This window comes from Pseudomonas sp. LRF_L74, from assembly GCF_965644255.1.
GTDB lineage: Bacteria > Pseudomonadota > Gammaproteobacteria > Pseudomonadales > Pseudomonadaceae > Aquipseudomonas.
Map to the genome: position 1 here is coordinate 576,344 of NZ_CBFFRH010000002.1, position 22,249 is coordinate 598,592.

The following is a 22,249-nucleotide window of genomic DNA, read 5'->3' on the forward strand; positions in this document are numbered from 1 at the left end:
TCGGGAGCCGCTGATCACACTTCGTCGGGGCTGCGCAGGTTGGTTACAGCGATACGCTGTTCGCGGCGCTGTTCTTTCTGCGAAGGCATGTCGGCACGGTAGATGCCTTGATCGCCAACGACCCAGGACAACGGGCGACGCTCCTGTCCGATGGACTCCTGCAGCAGCATCAGGCCTTGCAGGAACGCTTCGGGACGGGGCGGGCAGCCGGGGATGTAGACGTCGACCGGGAGGAACTTGTCGACCCCCTGGACCACGGAATAGATGTCGTACATGCCGCCGGAGTTGGCGCATGAGCCCATGGAGATGACCCACTTGGGTTCGAGCATCTGCTCATAGAGGCGCTGGATGATGGGCGCCATCTTGATGAAGCAGGTACCCGCGACGACCATGAAGTCGGCCTGGCGCGGAGACGCACGAATGACTTCCGCGCCAAAGCGCGCAACGTCGTGCGGTGCGGTGAAGGCTGTGGTCATTTCCACATAACAGCAGGACAGACCGAAGTTGTACGGCCACAGGGAGTTCTTGCGTCCCCAGTTCACCGCACCGCTCAGTACATCTTCAAGTTTGCCCATGAAGATGTTCTTGTGGACTTGCCCTTCTAGCAGTGGATCGGCAACGGTCTCCCGTTTGCCGATCGGATACTGCTCGTTGGGAGCATCCGGATCGATCCGAGTAAGGTTGTAGTGCATCGCCAAAGCCTCATTGTTTTAGCTTCGCCTGCCGATTGCGACGGCCTTCGGGCGCCCAGTCGAGCGCACCGATCCGCCATAGATAGACAAGACCAGCCAACAGAATTGCTATGAAAACTGTAGCTTCGATCAGACCGGCCCAGCCGCTTTCGCGGACGGAGACGGACCAAGCGAAGAGAAAGAGGGCTTCGACGTCGAAGATCACGAAGAGCATCGCGACCAGATAGAACTTTGCTGAGAGGCGGAGGCGGGCGCTGCCGGTGGGCAACATGCCGGATTCGAAGGGTTCGTTCTTGCTACGTCCCCAGGCCTTGCTGCCAAGCAAGCTGGAGAGGCCGAGCATGAAAGCGATGAGCCCGACGACTCCGAGCAGGAAAATGGCGAAAGCCCAGTTGTGAGACATAGTACTTACCGCATCAGGCATGCCGATACTCCTTGGTTAAAGGGGGACGGCTTTTAATATGGGTTGGTCGTGAACAGGATAGGTCACGCCCGTAAATTATGTCCGGGATTTTATGCCCGTTAATGGCTGTAAGTAAATTTTTCTGAATAAAAAAACAGGCTGATGTTATTCACAAACGAGGCGGGAGTTACATGTAAGCCTTGAAACTAGCGGTCTTGAGCGGTTTTCATGCTTTAGTCGTATAGCGGGGATTTATTGAAGAGAGTTTTTGAATGATTCTCAAATAAGAATAAATATTATTAGCTGGCTGTTTCTTGAGTGTTTCTGGGTAACTCTCCACGGACTTTTACGACTGGACGTTTAGTTGGCATAGGACCCTGTAATAACTTAGTTATTTGGTCGGATATAAATCTGTCTTTTGGAGTGCCAAGGATAATCCACTACAAGGCGTTGCGATGGGCCATTCGAGCCCAGGCCGGGAGCGGTCGTTATCGCCCTTTCATGACGTGTCCGCCGACTTCCCGGAAGGGCTCGCTATCGCTTGTCGGAACTTATGTAGCAGTCACGGCAGCGGTCAGTGCTTGATCATCACGTGGCGGATGGCGGTGTAGTCCTCCAGCCCGTACATGGACATGTCCTTGCCGTAGCCGGAGTGTTTCAGGCCGCCGTGGGGCATTTCGCTGACCAGCATGAAATGGGTGTTTACCCAGGTGCAGCCGTACTGCAGGCGTGCCGAGAGGCGATGGGCGCGGCCCACGTCGCGGGTCCAGACCGAGCTGGCCAGGCCGTAGTCCGAGGCGTTGGCCCAGGCCAGCACCTGCGCTTCATCGTCGAACGGCGTGACCGAAACCACCGGACCGAACACTTCGCGCTGGACGATCTCGTCGCTCTGCCGCGCACCGGCCAACAGCGTGGGCAGGAAGAAGAAACCATTGCCAGCGGGCGCCTTGCCGCCAGTGACCACCTCGATATGGGACAGGGCACTGGCACGCTCGACGAAACCGGCCACGCGTTGGCGGTGCACTTCGGTGATCAACGGGCCGAGTTCGGTGGCGGCGTCATCCTGCAGGCCATGCTTGATCGAGCCGACGGCCTCGCCGAGCCTGGCCACGAACTTCTCGTAGATGCCTTTCTGCGCATAGATGCGGCAGGCGGCGGTACAGTCCTGGCCGGCGTTGTAGAAGCCGAAGGTGCGGATGCCTTCGACGGCGGCGTCGATATCGGCGTCGTCGAAGATGATCACCGGCGCCTTGCCGCCCAGTTCCATGTGCATGCGTTTCACGCTGCTGGCGGTGCTGGAGATGATCTTCGAGCCGGTAGGAATGGAGCCGGTAAGGGACACCATGCGCACTTTCTCATGGTTGACCAGCGGCTCGCCCACCGCCGCGCCACGGCCGAAGACGATGTTGACTACGCCGGCAGGGAAGATAGCGGCGATCAGTTGGCCGAGGCGCAGGGCGGTCAGCGGCGTCTGCTCGGAAGGCTTGAGCACCACGCAGTTGCCGGCGGCCAGGGCTGGCGCGAGCTTCCACGCGGCCATCATCAGCGGGTAGTTCCAGGGGGCGATGGAGGCGACCACGCCAATCGGGTCGCGGCGGATCATCGAGGTGTGGCCGGGCAGGTATTCCCCAGCGGCGGAACCTTGCAGGCAGCGTACGGCGCCGGCGAAGAAACGGAACACGTCGGCGATGGCCGGCAACTCGTCGTTGCGTGCGGCGCTGTACGGTTTGCCGCAGTTCTGCGACTCCAGTCGCGCCAGTTCATCGGCATTGGCGTCGATGGCCTCGGCCAGGGCCAGCAGCATGGCCGAGCGCTGGCCGGGGGTGGTTTGCGACCAGTCGCCGAAAGCCGCATCGGCGGCGCGTACGGCCGCGTCGATCTGCTCGGCGGTGGCTTCGGGGATGTCTATCAGCGTGCTTCCCAGAGAGGGATTGAGCACGGGTTGGCTGGCACCCAGGCCGGCGACCAGTTCGCCGTTGATCAGCAGTTTGGTTTGCATCGCTAGAACCTCGCTATCGGTGTTCATCCGTGGAGCCGCGCCGGCTGGCACGGCATGAAGTCACTTGCCGCCGCCGGCGATGTTCTCGCCGTCACGGGTCAGGTAGTAGGCGCCGAGGATCGGCAGCATGGTCACCAGCATCACCGCCATCGCCACCACGTTGGTCACCGGTACGTCGCGTGGGCGAGACAGTTGATTGAGCAGCCACAACGGCAGGGTGCGTTCGTGGCCGGCGGTGAAGGTGGTGACGATGATCTCGTCGAAGGACAGGGCGAAGGCCAGCATGCCGCCAGCCAGCAACGCCGAGCCGAGATTGGGCAGGACGATGTAGCGGAAGGTCTGCCAGCCATCGGCACCCAGGTCCATGCTTGCTTCGAGCAGGCTGTGGTTGATCCGGCGAAAGCGGGCGATGACGTTGTTGTAGACGATCACCACGCAGAAGGTGGCGTGGCCGACGATGATGGTCAGCATGCCCGGTTCTATGCCGAAGCGCTTGAACGCCGAGAGCAGGGCGATGCCGGTGATGATGCCGGGCAGGGCGATGGGCAGGATCAGCAGCATGGAGATGCTTTCCTTGCCGAAGAAGTCGCGCCGGTACAGCGCCGCTGCGGCCAGGGTGCCGAGCAGCAGGGCGACGAACGTGGCAACGGCGGCGATCTGCAACGACAGCTTGATCGCCTCGAGCACGTCCGGGCGGGCGAAGGCCACGCTGAACCAGTCCAGGGTGAAGCCCTTGGGCGGGAAGCTGAAGCCGGCGCTCTCGGTGTTGAAGGCGTAGAGGAAGATGATCAGGATCGGGAAGTGTAGGAACACCAGCCCGCCCCAGGCGGCGATCTTCAGCGGCCACGAGGCCCGTGAGGAGTCAGAGTGCATCGAAGGCCCCCAGGCGTTTGACGATGGTCAGGTAGATGGCGATCAGCACGATCGGCACCAGGGTGAAGGCGGCGGCCATCGGCATGTTGCCGATCGAACCCTGCTGGGAATACACCATGTTGCCGATGAAGAAGCCGGGCGGGCCGACCAGTTGCGGGACGATGAAATCACCGAGGGTCAGGCTGAAGGTGAAGATCGAGCCGGCGGCGATGCCGGGGATCGACAGTGGCAGGATCACGTTCAGGAAGCTCTGTGCCGGACGCGCGCCCAGGTCCGCCGAGGCTTGCAGCAAGGAGGGCGGCAGGCGCTCCAGCGAGGCCTGGATCGGCAGGATCATGAACGGCAGCCAGATATAGACGAACACCAGGAAGCGCCCGAGGTGCGAGGTCGACAGGGTATTGCCGCCTACACCCGGAATGCCAAGGATGAACTCCAGCACGGGCTGCAGGTGCAGGGCCTGGACGAACCACATGGCCACGCCGCCCTTGGCCAGCAGCAGGGTCCAGGCATAGGCCTTGACGATGTAGCTGGCCCACATCGGCAGCATCACCGCGATGTAGAAGAAGGCCTTGGTCCTGCCCGTGGTGTAGCGCGCCATGTAGTAGGCGATGGGGAAGGCCAGCATGGCGCTGGCAATCGACACCGCCACCGCCATGCCCAGGGTGCGCAGGATGATGTCGAAATTGGCCGGCTGCAGCAGTGCGCGGAAGTTGCCCAGGGTCAGGTCCGGGGTGACCGTCATGCTGAAGTCGTCGAAGGTGTAGAAACCCTGCCACAGCAAGGTCAGCAACGAGCCCAGGTAGACCGCGCCGAACCATAGCAGCGGCGGTATCAGCAGCAGCGACAGGTACAGCACGGGCTTGCGGTAGAGCAGGTCGGACAGGCGCCGCAACGCGCCGCCCGTGGCTGGCCGCAGGGCGAGTGACTGGCTCATTTCAGGCGTCCTCGCGCAGGGCGGTCATGGCGCCGCGAGCCCAGCGGGCGATCACGCTCTGGCCGGGCTGCACGTGGCTCTCGCTGACCTGCCAGGCGTTGTTGGCCTGGCTCACGGCGAAGCTCTGGCCGTTGTCCAGGCGCAACTCGTAGCGGGTGGCGGCGCCCTGGTACTGGATATCGTGCAGCAGGCCGCTGATCTCCACCTCGTCGCTGCCGGCCGGCTCGGCGCCGGCCAGGCGGATGTGCTCGGGGCGGATCGACAGTGGCTTGTCGCTACCGGTGAAGCGTCGGGCCAGCTCTCCGCGCAGCACGTTGGAGGTGCCGACGAACTCGGCGACGAAGGCCGTGGCCGGTTGCATGTAAAGGTTGCGTGGCGTGTCGACCTGCTCGATGCGGCCCTTGTTGAACACCGCGACGCGGTCGGACATCGACAGCGCTTCGCTCTGGTCGTGGGTGACGAAGATGAAGGTGATGCCAAGCTGGCGCTGCAGCTTTTTAAGCTCGCCTTGCATCTGTTCGCGCAACTTCAGGTCCAGCGCGCCCAGTGGTTCGTCGAGCAGCAAAACGCGCGGACGATTGACCAAGGCGCGAGCCAGGGCCACGCGCTGGCGCTGGCCACCGGACATGGCGGCCGGTTTGCGGCTGCCGAAGCCGGCGAGGGCGACCATGCCCAGCGCTTCTTCGGCACGGGCCAGGCGCTCGGCCTTGGCCACCCCCTTGACCTTGAGGCCATAGGCGACGTTTTCCAGCACGCTCATGTGCGGGAACAGCGCGTAGTCCTGGAACACCGTGTTGACGTCGCGGCGATAGGGCGGCAGGCCAGCGGCTTCCTCTCCATGGATGCGAATGGAGCCGGTGCTGGGTTGCTCGAAGCCGGCGATCAGGCGCAGGCAGGTGGTCTTGCCCGAGCCGGAGGGGCCGAGCATGGAAAAGAATTCGCCATCCTGGATGTCGATGGACACCCGGTCGACGGCCTTGACCTCGCCGAACACGCGGGACACATCGGTGAATTGCACTGCAAGGGTCATCTCTAACACTCCAGGGAAAGCCACCGGCCACCGCTCCCGACAAGGTGAGGAGCGTGGGTGGCAGGTGTACGACGGTAGAACCCATTACGTGGAATGGGCGGCTGTACGAGGAACTCGGTCGTGCCCGTTGGCTATGTGGCGGCAGCACTGGCGAGCGGTTCGTGGGCAAGGCGTCCCGCAGCACGAAGCGAGACATGCCTGCGGTTAGGCGTGCGTCGTGCGAGCACACCACGCCGCCCACGGACCGCGCCGCCAGCGCGGGACCCTTACCGCCCGCCCATGATCGCGATGTAGTCCTGGGTCCAGCGGCTGTAGGGCACGTACTTGCCGCCCTCGGCCTGCGGGGTTTTCCAGAAGGCGATCTTGTCGAAGTTGTCGAAGCCGTTGGTCTTGCAGCCTTCGGCACCGAGCAGTTCGTTGTTGTTGCAGGCGGCGGGGACTGCCGGCAGGGAGCCGAACCAGGCGGCCACGTCACCCTGGACCTTGGCGGTCAGCGACCAGTCCATCCACTTGTAGGCGCACACCGGGTGCTTGGCCTCGGCATGCAACATGGTGGTGTCGGCCCAGCCCGTGGCACCTTCGCTGGGCACGGTGGAGGCGATGGGCTGTTTCTCCAGTTGCAGGGCGTTGACCTGATACGGCCAGGCGCTGGAGGCGACCACGCCCTCGTTCTTGAAGTCGTTCATCTGCACGGTGACGTCGTGCCAGTAGCGATGGATCAGCGGTTGCTGCTGGCGCAGCAGGTCGAGTACGGCCGCATATTGCTCCTCGGTCAGCAGGTATGGGTCCTGGATGCCCAGCTCAGGCTTGTGGGCCTTGAGGTAGAGGGCCGCGTCGGCAATGTAGATCGGGCCGTCGTAGGCCTGCACACGGCCTTTGTTGCTCTTGCCGTCAGCCAGGGTTTGCGCTTCGAACAAGACCTTCCAACTGGTGGGCGCCTGCTTGAACACCTCGGTGTTGTACATCAGCACGTTCGGTCCCCACTGGTAGGGCGTGCCGTAGTGCTGGCCGGCGACCGTGTGCCAGGCGGCATCCTTCAGGCGCGGGTCGACGTTCTTCCAGTTGGGGATCAGGTCGATATTGATCGGCTGTACACGCTTGCCGGCGACCAGGCGCAGCGAGGCATCGCCCGAGGCGGTGACCAGGTCGTAGCCTCCCTTGCTCATCAGGCTGACCATTTCGTCGGAGGTGGCGGCGGTCTTGACGTTGACCTTGCAGCCGCTGTCCTGCTCGAAGCGGGTCACCCAGTCGTAGCTCTTGTCGCTCTCGCCGCGCTCGATGTAGCCGGGCCAGGCGATGATATCGAGCTGGCCTTCGCCCTGGCCCAGGGCCTTGAGCGGTTCGGCGGCGTTGATCGCGGTGCTGGCGAGCAGAGCGGTGGTCAGTGCGCTGAGCACTGCGGTTTTGTGCGCTGACATCATGAATCCCTCTTTCTTGGACGAGTTGTTCGGGGCAGTGAAATGTCGTCGGCGCAACCGCCGAGCTGGAGTCAGTCTAGTTGTTGTCCGTGGCGCGCCATGATGTGACGCACCACGCTGTAATCCTGCAGCGAGTCGCTGGACAGGTCCTTGCCGTAGCCTGAGCGTTTGAGCCCGCCGTGGGGCATTTCGCTGGCCAGCATGAAGTGGGTGTTGATCCAGGTGCAGCCGTATTGCAGACGGGCCGCCACCTGCATGGCCTTGTCCAGGTTCTGCGTCCACACCGAGCTGGCCAGCCCGTATTCGGAGTCGTTGGCCCAGTCCACGGCCTGGCTGAGCTGTTCGAAACGGGTCACCGTAACCACCGGGCCGAACACTTCGCGCTGGACGATCTCATCGATCTGCCGGCAGCCGGCGAGCAGGGTCGGCTGATAGTAGAAGCCGGCGCCGGAATGCACGGCCGCGCCGGTGACCCGTTCGATGTGCGGCTGGCCGAGGGCGCGTTCGACGAAACTCGCTACCCGGTCGCGCTGGCGGGCGCTGATCAGCGGGCCGATCTCGTTGTCGGCGTCTTTCTTGCGCGCAAAACGGATACCGGAAACGGCATCGCCCAACTCGGCCACCAGGCGATCATGAATGCCTTTCTCGGCGTAGATACGGCAGGCCGCGGTGCAGTCCTGGCCGGCGTTGTAGTAACCGTGGGTGCGGATGCCTTCTACCACTGCGTCGAGGTCGGCGTCGTTGCAGACGATCACCGGCGCCTTGCCGCCCAATTCCAGGTGGGTGCGTTTCAGTGTGCGCGAGGCGGCCTGAAGAATCTTCTGGCCGGTGACGATATCGCCGGTCAGCGACACCATGCGCACCCTGGGATGGCCGACGAGGTGGCTGCCGACGCCTTCGCCGCCGCCGCAGACGATGTTGAGCACGCCAGCCGGCAGTATCTGCGCGAGGTGTGGCGCCAGGGCGAGAATCGACAACGGCGTGTGTTCGGACGGTTTGAACACCAGCGTGTTGCCAGCGGCGAGGGCCGGCGCGATCTTCCAGGCCGCCATCATCAGCGGATAGTTCCAGGGCGCGATGGAGGCGACCACGCCGACCGGGTCGCGGCGTACCATGCTGGTGTGGCCGGGTACGTATTCGCCGGCCAACTGGCCCGTCTGGCAACGCACCGCACCGGCGAAGAAGCGGAATACATCGGCGGTCGCGGGGATGTCGTCCTGGCGAGCCAGGTGCAAGGGTTTGCCGCAGTTCAGCGACTCCAGGCGGGCGAGCAGATCGGCGTTCGCCTCGATGCTGTCGGCGATGGCCAGCAGGGCCGTGGCGCGTTGTGCCGGCGTGGTGCGCGACCAGCCGCAGAATGCGCGTTGTGACGCCTGTACCGCAGCTTCAACCTGATCCACGGAGGCTTCGGCGACGCTGCCCAGCAATTCGCCGCTGGCCGGGTTGATGATCGACTCGGCAACGCCCTCGCCGTTGACCAGTTGGCCGTCGATCAGCAGGGCATCATGCAGGGTGGGGAGGCTTGCGGACATGTTCGGACTTCTTCTTTTTCTCGTCTCGGTTGGCATGGCGACTCCTGATCGACTCGGAGTGCCTGCGTCCATACGAAACGAGACTAGATTCCGACGCCGAGCGATACAAATTCTAAATATCAAAAGCAGCGTTCGATTAAATCGAAACCTTGCGGTTTGCCGGTTGTTCCCGCGCGAGGGTCAGGAAGGGATCGACCAAGGCCGGTCTTGCGCTGCCACGGCGCCAGGCCAGGCCCACATCCAGCGGCTCGCCGAGATCGGCCAATGGGCGTGCCTCGATGATGTCGCCTTCCAGCGACCAGGGGCGGTAGGTCATGTCCGGCTGGATCGAAACGCCCAGGCCGGCCGCGACCAGGCTGCGCACCGCTTCCACCGAGGCGGTGCGCAACGTCACCTGTGGCGTCAGGCCGGCACGGCTCCAGATGCGCTGGGTGTGTAGGCCCATTTCGTCGGCATTCAGCTGGATCAGCGGCTCGCTGGCGACGTCAGCCAGGCTGATGCTGTCGCGCTCCAGCAACGGATGGCGTGCCGGTAGCCACAGGCGGTGCGGCGAGTGGGTCAGTACCTCGGTCTGGAGGGCGTGACGGTCTTCAAGATTGGAAAGGATCAGCACACCGACGTCGATTTCACCGGAAACCAGCAAGTGCTCGATATACGGTCGCTCGTCCTCGACCACGCGGGTGCGCACGTTGGGATAGGCGCGCTGGAAGCGGGTGATCAGGTCGGCCAGGTAATAGCCGGCCACCAGGCTGGTGACACCGATGGTGAGCTGGCCTTCGACTTGATCGGTGCTCTGCTGCAGGCTGCGCTTGGCGTTGTCCACGGTGGCCAGGATCAAGTGCGCCTGGCGCAGGAACTGGTGCCCCTGGTGGGTCAGGCTCATGCCTTTGGCGTGGCGATTGAACAGGCTGACGCCGATTTCTTCTTCCAACTGCTGGATCGCCTGGGTCAGCGTCGATTGGGAAATGAACACCGCTTGAGCGGCCGCGGAGATCGATCCGGTTTCCGCCACGGCGATGAAATGACGGATCTGGCGCAGGGTCATCATAGGAAGGCGCTCGTCGAAGGATGAGCGTTAGCTTATATCGAATGATGAAAAGGGCTTTCAAAATATTGGAACGGTAGACCCGGCGGCTCGCCGTGATCAGGAGACCCAAGGAATGCAACGAACCTGGATGTTCGCACCCTGGGCGCGGTAAGCGGGCCTGCCGAGTATCAGGCCGTAAATAGCAGCGCGATCAGTTCTGCGCACGTTGCTTGGTGGCGTCCAGCTCGGTCTTCTTGCCGGTGGTGATCTCGGTGATCTGCGCGGACTTGGCGATGGCGCGGTCGAAGGCATCGGTCATAGCGGCGATGGCTTCGATATCGCTGCCCTTGAGGCCGCCTTCGGCTGCCCACTCGAAGTTCCAGGTGCCGGAAAGACCATCGGCGCCGGCGACGTCGTGGGTCTCGATGGCGGTGAATACGTCCTGGTGAGTGACCATGTACGCGGCGGCGGCCGATACCTCGGCCGGCACCTGCGACGGGTTCTGCGCCAGTTGCTGGAGTTCCTTGGCGTCGATGGCGGACTTGCCTTTCTGTTTCAGGTAGTCGGCGATGATCTTGCTGGACTTGGCGATATCCAGTTTCGCGTCGAACGCCGCGGGGTTCTGGACCGGGACTGCGGTATTGCCGAGTGAGGCGACAGTAGACATCCTTGCTCTCCTTGTTGAGGGGTAGGTCCTGGCATCATCGGCCGACTGCATGACATGTACGTGAAGGTTTGCTGCCCGATACAAGGGCGATGGCTTTGAGCCTCCTGCAATAACTCCGTCATCCAGGCTCTGCATAGTCATGGCCCGGCAAGCTCGTCGTGGCTTCTGGCGAGGTCGCCGAACGAGCGCTGCCAGGGCATCCCTGGTAATTCACTTCAGCGAAGGCCGATGAGCGACAGGAGCGAAGAGAAGTCCCAGCCAGCCTCCGACAAGAAGCTGCGCGAGGCCCGCAAGAAAGGCCAGTTGTCGAAGAGCCAGGATATGGTTACCGGCATGCTGATGCTGGTCTGTACCCTGTGCGTGGCCTGGCTGGCGGGCGATATCGAGGCGCGTGTGCGCAGCTTCCTGTTCCTGGTCGGACGCCTCTATGTAGAACCTTTCGCGACGATCTGGCCGCAATTGCGGGGCGAGGCCGTGGGCTTGCTGCTGGTTTCGTGCCTGCCGATCCTGGCGGTTACCGTGGTCACGGTGATCCTCACCAACATCGCCATCATGCGTGGCATGGTCTTCAGCGCCGAGCCGATCAAGCCGGAGCCCAGGCACATCAACCCGGTGGAGGGGCTCAAACGCATGTTCTCGATGCGCAGTGTCACCGAGTTCCTCAAGACCCTGTTCAAGGTCGGCAGCGTTTCGGTGGCCTTCGTCATCGTCTACCGCAGCGGTCTGCAGAGCCTGCTGGAGGCTTCGCGCTGTGGCCTGGGTTGCCTGCATTCGTCCTTTTCCAGCCTGCTGACACCGTTGCTGGTCACCGCCGTGCTGGCCTTCCTGATCGTTGGCGCCATCGACCTGCTGGTGCAGCGCTGGTTGTTCGAGCGCGACATGCGCATGACCAAGAGCGAGCAGAAGCGCGAGCACAAGGACAGCGAAGGCGATCCGCTGATCAAGCGCGAGCGACGCAAGCTGCGCCAGGAGATGCAGCGCTCCACGACGCGGATCGGTGTCGAGCAGGCCACCTTCGTCATCGGTCGTGCCGGCGGCTGGGCCGTGGGCCTGTGCTACGAGCGCGGCAAGACGCCAGTGCCGGTGGTGGTCTGCCGTGCGTCACCCGAGCAGTCCGCTGCGATGCTGGCCAGGGCCAACGAACTGGGCTTGCCGCAATCCCAGGATGCTGAGTTGGCAGAGGGTATTGCCCAGCGCGCACCGGCCGGCAGCCCGCTGCCTGATCGCTATTTCCAGCGCGTCGCCGACATTCTGGTGGCGGCGCGGCTGATCTGAATGCCAAGCGACCGGTTCGTCATGGGCGCGCTGGTCCGTTCATGGCTATCTGTGTTGTTTCGTATCTAGGAGTCTCGATAAAACATGGTTTTCGTGAACCTTTCGTACAAATAAGACAAAAACCCGTCTCTCACCTTCGACTCGCCATTAAAACGTCACGTTCGCCGGGCAACCTGAAACTACCGAAGACAAGGTTGCCGCAAGGTCCTCGCTTCGGTCGTTGTGCAGCGTTTGCAGCCGTGTAGTCGCTCGTTTGCGCATGTCTATTTATCCCCTCAAAGGAGACATTGATATGAGTGAAGTATCTTCCGCCACCAGCAGCAGCTCCGACGCCGCAATCGCCAAGATGGAAGCTGCCTTCGACGCGGCCATCGAGAAGTCGGCCAAGATCACCGAGATCACCACCGAGAAGAAGACTGAGCTCGACGCCACCAAACAGCGTCCTCAGAACTGATTCGCGGCGAGGCGACGCTTCGGCGTCGCCTCTTCGTTCCATCCCGAATTCTCCTCACGCAGCCTCGCTACGGGTCGTTCCGATGGCCCTGGCTTCGTGATGCTTCTGCCAGGGTTCCGAATCGATGACTGCTTCCCTCCGAACCGGGCTGGTGCCGTTGGCGATGCCGCGCCTGCTCGTCGTGGCCGGGGTCCACGCCGGGGCATCGTTGCCCATCGACCAGCCCGAGTGGCACGTGGGTTCGAGCACCGAATGCGACGTGGTACTGAGCGATCCAGGCCTTGCCGCGCGGCATTTCCGGATCTGTCTCGGCAAGCGGCATGCGGTCACCCTCGAAGCCACGGGGGGCGACCTGTGGGTCGATGAGGTCGAAGTCGCTCGGGGCAGCGGCTACCGTGCGCACCTGCCGGTGCGTGTGCGCGTCGCCGACATGATCATCGAATTGCAAGGGCCCGCGCAGCGCGGCCGCCTACCATTGCGTTTGCCGCCGCTGGCCGCCTGGTTCAAGGGCAACGCGGCGGTCGTGGGCGCTGGCGTAGTCGTTGCCTGTCTGCTGGCGTATCCCTTCATCGGCATGCGCGAGGCGGATGCTTCCGCTTCCGTGCAAGCCATGCTGACAGCGCCTGTCGCCATGGCCGACAACACTGCGCCAGAGAACGCCGCCCAGGCACTCAGGGGCCACCTCGATCAAGCCGGCCTGCAGCATCTGCAACTCGACGCCCAGGGCAGTTACCTGCAGGTCAGTGGCGAGGTGGGTGTGCGTGAAATGGAACAGTGGCGCGCCACCCAGCGCTGGTTCGACGAAACCTACGGACGCACCCACCTGCTGCACGGCGCGGTCAGCCTGCGTAGCGCTCCCGCCGCGCCACGCGTACGTTTCCAGGCGGTCTGGAACGGCGACAAACCTTACGTGATCGGCGAGCGTGGCCAGCGCCTGTATCCAGGGGCGGCGCTCAGTGACGGCTGGCTGCTGGAACGCATCGAGGCCGAGCGGATCATTCTTGCCCGTGACGGCCAGGAGTTCAGCCTGACGTTATGAAGCCGATCGAGACCAATCTCCCGTGAGGGTCGAATCGCACGGCGGCGCGCGGCGCCTGCAGCCCGAAGGGCCTGCCCAGGCCGAGGGCGTCCGGCGCCTGGTTCCTGCCACCGAAGGGGCCGTGCGCGAGTCGTTCGAGCGGGCCATCCGCGCGCGTCGTTTCGTCGATGCGCGGGCGATCCTGCGCGAGATCCAGGACGCCACGCAGCCCCATCTGGAAGACGCCTCGATCCTCGGCAACGCCCGTTCGATGGAAATCCTCGAATACCTGATCGATGAGGTGTTGCCATTTCTCGGCCACGACCAGGACACCGCCGCTGTGCTCGCGCGCCTGCTGGGCGAGGAGTTGCAGCAGCAGGGCGAACTGCTGCTCCTGATGCAGCCTGAAGTGGAGGTCGAGCATGGCGCGCTCTGAGCAGGACGCGGCCCGCTGGCTGCAGGTCAAGGGCGATCTCTATTCGCGCGCAGGCCAGCCCCGCCGTGGCCTGGCCTTGCTGCTGCTGGCCACGCAACTGGCACCGGCCGACGCCGGCATCATGCGCACCCTGATCGGCAGTTTTCTCGCCAGCGGCGATGGCCGTCGTGCCTTGCTTGGCCTGGAACGGCTGGGCCAGTTGGAAAGCGAACAACACGATCACCTGCTGCTGCGTAGCCGTGCCTTCTGGTTGCTGGGCGAGCGGCAACAGGCACGGGACTGCCTGCGCAGCTATCTGAAGAGGAGGGCGCAAGCGTGACGCTGACCCCGTTGAACCGCCTGGCCAGCCTGGCGGCCCGCAGCAGTGGCGTGGTCGTCGCGGCCTTCATGATCATGGCAGTGATCATGATGATCATCCCGTTGCCCACGGCGCTGCTCGATGTGCTGATCGGGCTGAACATTTCCTTCGGCGTGCTGGTGCTGTTCGTCGCGTTCTACCTGGCGCGGGCCGTGGATTTCTCGGCGCTGCCGCCGGTGATCCTGCTCAGTACGCTGTTTCGCCTGGCCCTGTCCATCGCCACCACCCGCCTGATCCTGCTCGACGGCGATGCCGGCGAGATCGTCGCCGCCTTCGGTGATTTCGTCATCGCCGGCGAGGTGGTGATCGGTCTGGTGGTGTTCCTGATCATCACCGTGGCCCAGTTCCTGGTGATCACCAAGGGCGCCGAGCGGGTGGCCGAGGTGGCGGCGCGTTTTACCCTCGATGCCATGCCCGGCAAGCAGATGAGCATCGACAACGACCTGCGCAACGGCGACATCGACCAGGTCGAGGCGCGCAGGCGCCGTTCGCTGCTGGAGCGCGAAAGCCAGTTGTACGGCGCCATGGATGGGGCGATGAAGTTCGTCAAGGGGGACGCCATCGCTGGCCTGGTGATCCTCTTCGTCAACCTGTTCGGCGGCCTGCTGATCGGCATGCTCAAGCGTGACATGGCATTTGCCGATGCGGTGCATGCCTATTCGCTGCTCACCGTTGGCGATGGCCTGATCGCGCAGATTCCAGCGCTGTTGATCGCCGTGGCTGCCGGTACCGTGGTTACCCGCGTGGCTTCGGATGATCGGCGCGACCTGGGTACGGAAATCGTCAGCCAGCTCGGCGCCAATCACCAGGCCCTGGCCGTGACGGCGGCGGTGCTGTGCATCATCGCCTTCATCCCTGGCTTTCCCAGCGCCGTGTTTCTGCTCATCGGCACGGCGCTGGCGGTTGCTGCCTACCTGCTTGGCCGCAAGCACGACCGCCTTGCAGACGCTCCGGTTGCGCTGCACGAGGACCTGCAGGACGCGACCGTGGTGGCGCCCGAGGCGCAGCGCGACAGCGGCGACCTCGACTGCCGGGTGACGTTGTGGATCAGCGAGGCGCTGCACGAGTGCACTGCGCTGGCACGCCTGCGCCAGGAAGCCGAGCAGGCGCGGGCACGGGTGATGGACGAGCTGGGCATCGACCTGCCACGGGTCGGCGTGCGGGTCGATCCAGCCGCCAGCGAGGGGCGCTTCGGTGTCGATATCGAGGGGGTGCCGGTATGCGAAGTCGCGGTGCCCGCCCAGCATCTGTGCGTCCTGGATGACCTGTCGACCTTGCAGATGCTGCAAATCGACAGCGACGAAGGCGGTGCCCTGGACGGTCGCCAGCCATCGCTCTGGGTCGAGGAGGGGCAACGTACCAGGCTGGAGGCGGCCGGTGTGGTCTTCCAGGAGCCGCTGACGGTGATGGGCGCTTACCTGGCCCGTACGCTCAGCCGGTATGCCGCCGAATTCACCGGCATTCAGGAAACCCGGCAGTTGCTGGCGCGCATGGAGAGCGAATACGCCGACCTGGTCAAGGAGGCGCAGCGCAGCAACTCACTGCAGAAAATCTCCGAGGTGTTCCGCCGCCTGCTCGATGAAGGGATTTCCCTGCGCAATATGCGCGCCTTGCTGGAAACCTTCGTCGAATGCGGCCCGCGCGAGCTGGAGGTGCATGTGCTCAGCGAGCACGCCCGGGCTGCGCTGAGCCGGCACATCTGCCATCGCCATGCCGATTCCAACCGCATGATCGCAGCCTTTACCCTTTCCCGGCCGCTGGAGGAAGCGATCCGCCAGGCCTTGCGTCGATCCACCGGGAGCCTGGCGTTGCCGGAAGGACTTACCCGCGGCCTGGTTGGCCAGTTGCAGAACCACTACAACGAAATCCAGGGCGGTGTGGCGGCGGTGGTGATGTGCTCGCCGGATATCCGCCGCTACGTTCGCCAGTTGCTGGTGCGCCACGAACTGGAGGTGCCGGTGCTCTGCTATCAGGACCTGTCCCGCGAATACAGCGTGCAACCGCTGGCGAGCATCGAACCGTCGGCGGGCTATCGCGCCGTTGCCGAGCGCACCACCACGGCCATTGCGGCCGCGTCATGAGCCTCGTTTCAGGAGTCGCTGTGAGGATAAGGAAGCTGCATGCCTGGGCGCTTGGCCTGGTGCTGTTGTCGGGCCTGAGTGCCGCCGAGGAGGTGACCATCGACATGGGCAGCCGCCAGCGTGTGGCCTTGGTCCAGGGTGAGGGCAGGGTGTTGCGCTTCGCCACGCCCGTCGAGTCGCTGCTGGTCGCGGACCCGAGCGTCGCCGATGTGCGCGTGGTCTCCCGAGGCGTGGCCTATGTCTACGGCAAGGCCACGGGCGCTACCAACCTGGTGGCCCTGGGCGACGACCAGCAGCCCCGTGGTTCGGTGCATCTGGACGTCACGCCATCGTTGAATGGCGTCGAGGCCGCTGGCGTGGTGCCGGGCATGGCCGGGCGCAGCCCGCTGGCGTTCGGCCAGGTCGATGACGTGGCGCAGGCCACGCGCCTGAGCGCCAGCCTCGACAGCCAGTCGACGCCAGCGTCGCCGGCCACCAACCTGGCAACCTACAGCGGCACGCCGCAGGTGAATATCCGTGTGCGCTTCGCCGAGGTTTCGCGGCAGAAGTTGCTGAGCTATGGCGTCAACTGGAACGCCCTGGTCAATACCGGCAACTTCTCCTTCGGCTTGATCAGCGGCGGGCCGCTGTCCCAGGCGGCCAGCAGCGGCGCGACCAACCTGGTTTCAGCGGGCTTTGCCAGCGGCAGCGCGAATATCGACGTGTTGCTCGACGCCTTGCAAAGCAACGGTATCCTGGAGGTGCTGGCCGAACCCAATATCACGGCCACCACCGGCAAGACCGCGAGCTTCCTGGCCGGTGGCGAGATTCCCGTGCCGGTGCCGGTCAACCGTGATCTGGTCGGCATCGAATACAAGCACTACGGCGTCTCGCTGATGTTCACGCCGACCCTGCTCCCAGGCCGGCGCATCGCCTTGCAGGTCCGTCCGGAAGTCAGTTCGCTGGCCGGCAGCACATCGGTCGACGTATTGGGCATCAGCGTACCGGCGTTCCAGGTGCGCCGTGCCGACACCAGTGTCGAGGTCGGCAGTGGCCAGACCTTCGCCATCGCCGGCCTGTTCCAGCGTGACAACAGCCAGGACCTGGACAAGCTGCCGCTGCTCGGTGACGTGCCGGTGCTTGGCGCGCTGTTCCGTTCCAAGCGCTTCCAGCAGAACGAGACCGAACTGGTGATCCTGATCACGCCGTACCTGGTGCAACCGACCCGCGAGCGCAACCTGGCGACACCGCTGGATGGCGAAGACGACAACCCCGCCTGGCGCATCGCCCGGTCCGGCCATGGCCTCAATCAATCGGAGTTCGGTTTCAATGTGGACTGATCGAATCCTCGGGGCGACGCTGGCAGCGGCCATGCTCCTGCTCGGCGGATGTGAAACCGAACTGCGCCAGCCGGCGTATTCGCCGCACTATCAGGTCAACCTGGGCCGTCATTCGCCGTTTGCCGATGCCTGCCTGGAGCGGGCGGGAGAGGGCGCCTCGGCGCAGCTACCACCGGGTTGCGCCAATGCGCTGAACCTGATGCGCATGGTAGAGCGCTCCTCTGAGTTGCAGCAGGGCACCGAACCTGCACCGGCCATGGCCGCTCCAGTGGGGCATGCGCTGCAGCGCTACCTCGACCCCGACGCCCCTGACGAGCAGAAGCGCCGCGAATGGGCGGAGCAGGATGCCTCGGCTGGGAGTTCGGGGCGCTAGCCGACAGCTACGTCAAGGCCGCGACAGCGCCAGTTGCCGGCGAACGTGCCCGGGGTGCGAGAGTTGTGCCATGTGGCGTGGCGGGGCTCGCGGCCAGCCCCAGCGTGCGACGATATCGGGCATTACGATTTTTTCACATTCCGCGGACATGCTTTTCACAAGACACGGCATATCGTTCACCCATCGGCTCCCCATCCGATGCTCCTATTGGTGTTTAGTTATTCAGCCCGCCTCGTGCGGGCTTTTCTTTGCCTGCAGGTAAGCGAAGATCGCGCCTGGCGCGCATGTCCGGAGGCTTCTGATCGACTGAAATGGCTGGTAGCGGCGACCGATACTAAGCTTTCGCTTGTGTCGTGGCGCTGGAGTCGGCAGCGGCCCTCTGATCAGTCGAGGTCATTTTGCAATCAGCCCCCGAGCCCCTCAACGAAACCGCCCGAATAAGCTTTCTCGAGCGCCTGCGTATCCTCGATACGCCTCCAGAGGAAGCCTTCGACAGGATCACCCGGGTGGCCGCTTCGTTGCTGGATGCCCCCATGGCCCTGGTTTCCCTGGTGGACTGCAATCGCCAGTGGTTCAAGTCGGCCGTGGGGCTCTCGGCGACGGAAATGCCACGTGACCTCGCGTTCTGTGCCCATGCCCTGAATGCCGAAGATGCCCTGGTGGTAGCGGACACATTGGCTGACGAGCGATTCTTCGACAACCCGGTCGTCACCGGTCCGCCCCATGTCAGGTTCTATGCGGGCATCCCCTTGCGCTTCGCCAACGGCTTGACCATCGGCACGCTGTGCGTCATCGATACCCGACCGAGGCAAATAAGCCGCGCTCAACTGGACGCTCTCAAGGATCTCGCCCGCATCGTGGAGGCGGAGATTACCCAGCGCAACCTGGTCAGCGACGCCGCCAGCCTGCATCAGGAAGAGCGCAAGGCCAGGCTGCTGAGCGACAGCCAGTTCCAGACAGTGTTCCAGCAAACCCCCACCGGCAAGGCGATCGTTGGCCTGGACGGGCGCTTCATCGAGGTCAATTCCAAGCTGTGCGCGATTACCGGGTATCGCCGGGAGGAACTAATCGAGCGCACCTTCCAGCAGATCACCTACCCCGAGGACCTGGATCGTGACCTGGAACTGCTTGATGAACTGATCAGGGACAAGCGCCAGAGCTACATGCTCGAGAAGCGCTACCTGCGCAGCTCCGGCGAACTGATCTGGGTAGAAATCAGCGTGGCGGCGATAAGGGACGAACAGCGAAAGCCGCTGCACTATGTCGCGGTGGTGATCGATATCTCGGAGCGCAAGAGGGCCGAGGATGTGATGCGCGATTATCAGGAAACCCTGGAGCGCCAGGTTTCCGAGCGTACGCTGCAACTGGCGGAAAACCAGCAAACGCTGCAGTCCATTGCGGACAACCTTCCCGTCCTGATCGCCCACATAGGGCCGGACCTGCGCTACCGCTTCAACAATGAGATGTACCGTGACCTGCTGGGCGTCGCCCCGCGGGAGCTGAAAGGCAAGAAGGTTTCCGAGGCCCTGCGTGCGGATGTCTATGCGCGGCTGCTGCCGTACTTCGAAGAGGCTTTGAGCGGCAAGCGAGTGACCGTGGACAACATCCAGTATCACCCGAACGATCCGCGAGTCTGGAGTGCGACCTATGCACCGGATATCCGCCACGGCAAGGTCGAAGGCTTCTTCGTGATGTCGCAGGACGTCACCGAACGCAAGACGACGGAGAAAGCGCTGCTCGACAGGGCCGCGCTCGACTCGCTCACCGGGCTGCCCAACCGCGCGACGTTGCATGTGCGCATGCAAGAGGAAATGGATGCCGGCAAGCCATTCTGTATCTTCTTCCTCGACCTCGATGGCTTCAAATCGGTCAACGACGAACATGGCCACGAAGCGGGCGATGACCTGCTGATCGCCGCCAGCAAGCGGATGAAGGCCTCCGTTCGTGCCAACGACCTGGTGAGCCGCCTCGCAGGCGATGAATTCGTGATAATCGCGCCATCCCTGGAGTCGACGGAAGCCGCGCAGAGGCTCGGCGAAACGCTCTGCCAGGCCATGGCCCAACCCTTTGCCATCAACGGCAAGGCAGAGGTCAAGGTCGGTGTGAGTGTGGGGATTGCCTTCAACCAGCCGTCGGAGCAATTGACCATCGACGCCGTTCTGGCCAAGGCCGACCAGGCGATGTACGAGGCCAAGCGCAAAGGCCGCAGCACTTACCACTTCGCGATTTGAGGGCGCCCGGCCTGCCCAGGGCAGGGGGCGTAGATGCATTTCCGCTGACCCCCGTTCCGGTCCTGCAGCGCCCAGAAACGCGAAAGCCCCGAGACCGGGGCTTTCAACGTATTCAATATGGCGGAGGCGGTGAGATTCGAACTCACGGATAGTTGCCCATCGGCGGTTTTCAAGACCGCTGCCTTCAACCACTCGGCCACACCTCCATACTTGCGGGCGGCATATTACTTGAATGCAACACACTGTCAAACTCTTGTAGCTTGACGATCAGATGCCTCTGTTATCATCCATAGCCATTATCAGCACGAAACCGGTTCCCAGGAGTGATGCCATGAAAGAGCGAGATTATGCTTACCTACCGGCGCAGGTCGACCAGCAGGAGACCAGCAAGGTTTTGCGCAACACCTACGGGCTGTTGGCTCTGACGCTCGCTTTCAGCGGTATCGTGGCGTTCGTCTCGCAACAGATGAACCTGCCCTATCCAGGCATCATCGTCATGCTGGTCGGTTTCTACGGCCTGTTCTTCGCCACCATGAAGCTGCGCAACTCCGGCTGGGGACTGGTGACCACTTTCGCCCTGACCGGCCTGCTCGGCTACACGCTCGGCCCGATCCTCAACCGCTACCTGAGCATGAGCAACGGCGCGGAGGTCATCACTTCGGCCTTCGCCATGACTGCGCTGGTGTTCTTTGGCCTGTCCGCCTATGTGCTGACGACCCGCAAGGACATGAGCTTCCTGTCAGGCTTCATCGTCGCGGGCTTCTTCGTGTTGCTCGGCGCCACCCTGGTAGGCCTGTTCGCCAATATCAGCGGCCTGCAACTGGCGATCAGCGCCGGCTTCGTCCTGTTCTCGTCGGCCTGCATCCTGTTCCAGACCAGTGCCATCATCCATGGCGGCGAGCGCAACTACATCATGGCGACCATCAGCCTGTACGTTTCCATCTACAACCTGTTCGTCAGCCTGCTGCAAATCTTCGGAATCATGAGCAACGACGACTGATACAGCCGTCGCTTGTATGTCCCTTGGCCTGCCGTGGCAGGCCACTCCCCGTAGGGTCTGTTGAGGTTTCGTCGTGCGCCGAAACGTCAACAGAGCCTAGTCAAAGGATCGCCGGCTCCCATAGACGCCACTGCCTGGCAAGCGCTCGCGGTCGTGGGGACGTTCGAAATCCTGGGCCGGGCCGGCCGGGACGATGCCATTGGGATTGATGGTCTTGTGGCTGAGGTAGTAGTGGTTCTGGATGTGCTGCATGTCCACGGTGTCCCGCACGCCAGGCCATTGATAGAGCTCACGCAGCCAGTTCGACAGATTCGGGTAGTCCTCCAGGCGCTTGAGGTTGCACTTGAAGTGGCCGTGGTAGACGGCGTCGAAGCGCACCAGGGTGGTGAACAGGCGGATATCGGCCTCGGTCAACCATTCCCCCGCCAGGTAGCGGCGTGAGTCGAGGCGCTGCTCCAGCCAGTCCAGCTCGGCGAACACTTCGTTGAACGCTTCTTCATAGGCATCCTGGCGAGTGGCGAAGCCGGCGCGATAGACGCCGTTGTTCACGCGTGGATAGATGCGCGCATTGAGCGCGTCGATTTCGCTCAGCAAGTGTCGGGGCGCCAGGTCCAGGCTGTTGCCGGTCAGGTCATCGAATGCGCTGTTGAACAGGCGGATGATTTCCGAGGATTCGTTGTTGACGATGCGCTGGGTCCGGGTATCCCACAGCACGGGCACCGTGACGCGCCCGCTGTAATGGGGATCGTCACGGGTATAGCGCTGATGCAGGTAGGTCAGGCCGTCCAGCCTGTCGCCGGTGGAGCCGTTCAGCTTGTCGAAGCTCCAGCCATGTTCGAGCATCAGCCAACTGACCACGGAAACGTCGATCAGCGCTTCCAGACCTTTGAGTTTGCGCAGGATCAGGGTGCGATGGGCCCATGGGCAGGCCAGTGAGACGTAGAGATGGTAACGACCGGCTTCCGGTTTGAATTCGCCGTCGGCACTGATCGCACTGCGGCGCTGGGCATCTTCACGCTTGAAGCGGCCGTCGCGGGACTCGTACCACCTGTCCTGCCATTTACCCTCCACCAGCAAGCCCATGCTCGTCACTCCGTGCTGTTTGTTCGGTTTGGCGTGAGTGTGCGTG

Annotated in this window: 21 protein-coding genes and 1 tRNA gene; 10 read left to right on the forward strand and 12 right to left on the reverse strand. The window is 63.3% G+C overall.

Annotated features, from left to right (window positions below; all coding sequences use genetic code 11):
- Positions 1–14: 14 nt before the first annotated feature.
- The 10 genes from ACSZPK_RS07485 to ACSZPK_RS07530 all read right to left on the reverse strand — a co-directional run bounded on the left by ACSZPK_RS07485 (position 15) and on the right by ACSZPK_RS07530 (position 10,575).
- A complete protein-coding gene (locus ACSZPK_RS07485; protein ID WP_437880803.1) occupies positions 15–692 on the reverse strand; it encodes a NuoB/complex I 20 kDa subunit family protein in 678 nt (225 codons plus the stop codon).
- Positions 693–702: 10 nt separating this feature from the next.
- A complete protein-coding gene (locus ACSZPK_RS07490; protein WP_437880804.1) occupies positions 703–1,116 on the reverse strand; it encodes an NADH-quinone oxidoreductase subunit A in 414 nt (137 codons plus the stop codon).
- Positions 1,117–1,669: 553 nt separating this feature from the next.
- Entirely contained in the window at positions 1,670–3,094 is a 1,425-nt protein-coding gene (locus tag ACSZPK_RS07495) for a gamma-aminobutyraldehyde dehydrogenase (RefSeq protein WP_437880805.1), read from the reverse strand.
- 60 nt (positions 3,095–3,154) lie between these two features.
- Positions 3,155–3,967, reverse strand: a complete 813-nt coding sequence (locus tag ACSZPK_RS07500; RefSeq protein WP_437880806.1) for an ABC transporter permease — start codon at positions 3,965–3,967, stop codon at positions 3,155–3,157.
- Complete coding sequence (locus ACSZPK_RS07505; protein ID WP_437880807.1) at positions 3,957–4,901, reverse strand: ABC transporter permease; 945 nt, start codon at positions 4,899–4,901, stop codon at positions 3,957–3,959. The genes ACSZPK_RS07500 and ACSZPK_RS07505 overlap by 11 nt, the downstream gene beginning before the upstream one ends.
- 1 nt (position 4,902) lies before the next feature.
- Positions 4,903–5,931 (reverse strand): ABC transporter ATP-binding protein, encoded by a 1,029-nt coding sequence (locus ACSZPK_RS07510; RefSeq protein ID WP_437880808.1) that lies wholly within the window; start codon positions 5,929–5,931, stop codon positions 4,903–4,905.
- Positions 5,932–6,197: 266 nt separating this feature from the next.
- Positions 6,198–7,349 carry a putative ABC transporter substrate-binding protein YdcS gene (ydcS, locus tag ACSZPK_RS07515; protein WP_437881013.1) on the reverse strand — a complete coding sequence of 384 codons (1,152 nt, stop codon included), beginning with the start codon at positions 7,347–7,349 and terminating at the stop codon, positions 6,198–6,200.
- A gap of 71 nt (positions 7,350–7,420) precedes the next feature.
- Positions 7,421–8,917 (reverse strand): gamma-aminobutyraldehyde dehydrogenase, encoded by a 1,497-nt coding sequence (locus ACSZPK_RS07520; RefSeq protein WP_437880809.1) that lies wholly within the window; start codon positions 8,915–8,917, stop codon positions 7,421–7,423.
- A 100-nt stretch (positions 8,918–9,017) separates the two neighbouring features.
- Entirely contained in the window at positions 9,018–9,929 is a 912-nt protein-coding gene (locus ACSZPK_RS07525; RefSeq protein WP_437880810.1) for a LysR family transcriptional regulator, read from the reverse strand.
- Between the two features lie 190 nt (positions 9,930–10,119).
- Positions 10,120–10,575 (reverse strand): hypothetical protein, encoded by a 456-nt coding sequence (locus ACSZPK_RS07530; protein WP_437880811.1) that lies wholly within the window; start codon positions 10,573–10,575, stop codon positions 10,120–10,122.
- 228 nt (positions 10,576–10,803) lie between these two features.
- Between ACSZPK_RS07530 and ACSZPK_RS07535 the strand changes: the two genes are divergently transcribed.
- From ACSZPK_RS07535 to ACSZPK_RS07575, 9 genes are all read left to right on the forward strand, one after another.
- The gene (locus tag ACSZPK_RS07535; RefSeq protein ID WP_437880812.1) at positions 10,804–11,850 is read left to right on the forward strand and encodes an EscU/YscU/HrcU family type III secretion system export apparatus switch protein; all 1,047 of its coding nucleotides are present in this window, start codon (positions 10,804–10,806) and stop codon (positions 11,848–11,850) included.
- Positions 11,851–12,142: 292 nt separating this feature from the next.
- A complete protein-coding gene (locus tag ACSZPK_RS07540; RefSeq protein ID WP_437880813.1) occupies positions 12,143–12,304 on the forward strand; it encodes a hypothetical protein in 162 nt (53 codons plus the stop codon).
- Positions 12,305–12,428: 124 nt separating this feature from the next.
- A complete protein-coding gene (locus tag ACSZPK_RS07545; RefSeq protein WP_437880814.1) occupies positions 12,429–13,343 on the forward strand; it encodes a SctD/MshK family protein in 915 nt (304 codons plus the stop codon).
- Positions 13,344–13,365: 22 nt separating this feature from the next.
- On the forward strand, positions 13,366–13,758 hold the full coding sequence (locus ACSZPK_RS07550) for a hypothetical protein (protein ID WP_437880815.1): 393 nt from the start codon (positions 13,366–13,368) through the stop codon (positions 13,756–13,758).
- Positions 13,745–14,077: a type III secretion protein gene (locus tag ACSZPK_RS07555; RefSeq protein WP_437880816.1), complete on the forward strand. Its 333-nt coding sequence runs from the start codon at positions 13,745–13,747 to the stop codon at positions 14,075–14,077. The genes ACSZPK_RS07550 and ACSZPK_RS07555 overlap by 14 nt, the downstream gene beginning before the upstream one ends.
- Positions 14,074–16,197, forward strand: coding sequence for a type III secretion system export apparatus subunit SctV (sctV, locus tag ACSZPK_RS07560; protein WP_437880817.1), 2,124 nt, complete (start codon positions 14,074–14,076; stop codon positions 16,195–16,197). Before ACSZPK_RS07555 ends, sctV begins: the two co-directional genes overlap by 4 nt.
- Entirely contained in the window at positions 16,194–17,516 is a 1,323-nt protein-coding gene (locus ACSZPK_RS07565; RefSeq protein WP_437880818.1) for a type II and III secretion system protein family protein, read from the forward strand. Before sctV ends, ACSZPK_RS07565 begins: the two co-directional genes overlap by 4 nt.
- Entirely contained in the window at positions 17,506–17,889 is a 384-nt protein-coding gene (locus ACSZPK_RS07570; RefSeq protein ID WP_437880819.1) for a hypothetical protein, read from the forward strand. The genes ACSZPK_RS07565 and ACSZPK_RS07570 overlap by 11 nt, the downstream gene beginning before the upstream one ends.
- Positions 17,890–18,287: 398 nt before the next feature.
- On the forward strand, positions 18,288–20,120 hold the full coding sequence (locus ACSZPK_RS07575) for a PAS domain S-box protein (protein ID WP_437880820.1): 1,833 nt from the start codon (positions 18,288–18,290) through the stop codon (positions 20,118–20,120).
- Positions 20,121–20,238: 118 nt separating this feature from the next.
- On the opposite strand, the gene ACSZPK_RS07580 is transcribed toward ACSZPK_RS07575, so the two are convergent.
- A tRNA-Ser gene (locus ACSZPK_RS07580) sits at positions 20,239–20,326 on the reverse strand.
- Between the two features lie 125 nt (positions 20,327–20,451).
- Between ACSZPK_RS07580 and ACSZPK_RS07585 the strand changes: the two genes are divergently transcribed.
- A complete protein-coding gene (locus ACSZPK_RS07585) occupies positions 20,452–21,120 on the forward strand; it encodes a Bax inhibitor-1/YccA family protein (RefSeq protein ID WP_437880821.1) in 669 nt (222 codons plus the stop codon).
- A 96-nt stretch (positions 21,121–21,216) separates the two neighbouring features.
- Here the strand turns inward: ACSZPK_RS07585 and ACSZPK_RS07590 are convergent, their stop codons facing one another.
- Positions 21,217–22,203 carry a glutathione S-transferase family protein gene (locus ACSZPK_RS07590; RefSeq protein ID WP_437880822.1) on the reverse strand — a complete coding sequence of 329 codons (987 nt, stop codon included), beginning with the start codon at positions 22,201–22,203 and terminating at the stop codon, positions 21,217–21,219.
- Between the last annotated feature and the right edge of the window lie 46 nt (positions 22,204–22,249).

What these genes read in the sequence shown, in the direction of transcription:
- ACSZPK_RS07485 (WP_437880803.1), bottom strand. Translation starts at nt 692, where the DNA reads ATGCACTACAACCTTACTCGGATCGATCCGGATGCTCCCAACGAGCAG.
- ACSZPK_RS07490 (WP_437880804.1), bottom strand. Translation starts at nt 1,116, where the DNA reads ATGCCTGATGCGGTAAGTACTATGTCTCACAACTGGGCTTTCGCCATT.
- ACSZPK_RS07495 (WP_437880805.1), bottom strand. Translation starts at nt 3,094, where the DNA reads ATGCAAACCAAACTGCTGATCAACGGCGAACTGGTCGCCGGCCTGGGT.
- ACSZPK_RS07500 (WP_437880806.1), bottom strand. Translation starts at nt 3,967, where the DNA reads ATGCACTCTGACTCCTCACGGGCCTCGTGGCCGCTGAAGATCGCCGCC.
- ACSZPK_RS07505 (WP_437880807.1), bottom strand. Translation starts at nt 4,901, where the DNA reads ATGAGCCAGTCACTCGCCCTGCGGCCAGCCACGGGCGGCGCGTTGCGG.
- ACSZPK_RS07510 (WP_437880808.1), bottom strand. Translation starts at nt 5,931, where the DNA reads ATGACCCTTGCAGTGCAATTCACCGATGTGTCCCGCGTGTTCGGCGAG.
- ydcS (WP_437881013.1), bottom strand. Translation starts at nt 7,349, where the DNA reads ATGTCAGCGCACAAAACCGCAGTGCTCAGCGCACTGACCACCGCTCTG.
- ACSZPK_RS07520 (WP_437880809.1), bottom strand. Translation starts at nt 8,917, where the DNA reads ATGCCAACCGAGACGAGAAAAAGAAGAAGTCCGAACATGTCCGCAAGC.
- ACSZPK_RS07525 (WP_437880810.1), bottom strand. Translation starts at nt 9,929, where the DNA reads ATGATGACCCTGCGCCAGATCCGTCATTTCATCGCCGTGGCGGAAACC.
- ACSZPK_RS07530 (WP_437880811.1), bottom strand. Translation starts at nt 10,575, where the DNA reads ATGTCTACTGTCGCCTCACTCGGCAATACCGCAGTCCCGGTCCAGAAC.
- ACSZPK_RS07535 (WP_437880812.1), top strand. Translation starts at nt 10,804, where the DNA reads ATGAGCGACAGGAGCGAAGAGAAGTCCCAGCCAGCCTCCGACAAGAAG.
- ACSZPK_RS07540 (WP_437880813.1), top strand. Translation starts at nt 12,143, where the DNA reads ATGAGTGAAGTATCTTCCGCCACCAGCAGCAGCTCCGACGCCGCAATC.
- ACSZPK_RS07545 (WP_437880814.1), top strand. Translation starts at nt 12,429, where the DNA reads ATGACTGCTTCCCTCCGAACCGGGCTGGTGCCGTTGGCGATGCCGCGC.
- ACSZPK_RS07555 (WP_437880816.1), top strand. Translation starts at nt 13,745, where the DNA reads ATGGCGCGCTCTGAGCAGGACGCGGCCCGCTGGCTGCAGGTCAAGGGC.
- ACSZPK_RS07565 (WP_437880818.1), top strand. Translation starts at nt 16,194, where the DNA reads ATGAGCCTCGTTTCAGGAGTCGCTGTGAGGATAAGGAAGCTGCATGCC.
- ACSZPK_RS07570 (WP_437880819.1), top strand. Translation starts at nt 17,506, where the DNA reads ATGTGGACTGATCGAATCCTCGGGGCGACGCTGGCAGCGGCCATGCTC.
- ACSZPK_RS07585 (WP_437880821.1), top strand. Translation starts at nt 20,452, where the DNA reads ATGAAAGAGCGAGATTATGCTTACCTACCGGCGCAGGTCGACCAGCAG.
- ACSZPK_RS07590 (WP_437880822.1), bottom strand. Translation starts at nt 22,203, where the DNA reads ATGGGCTTGCTGGTGGAGGGTAAATGGCAGGACAGGTGGTACGAGTCC.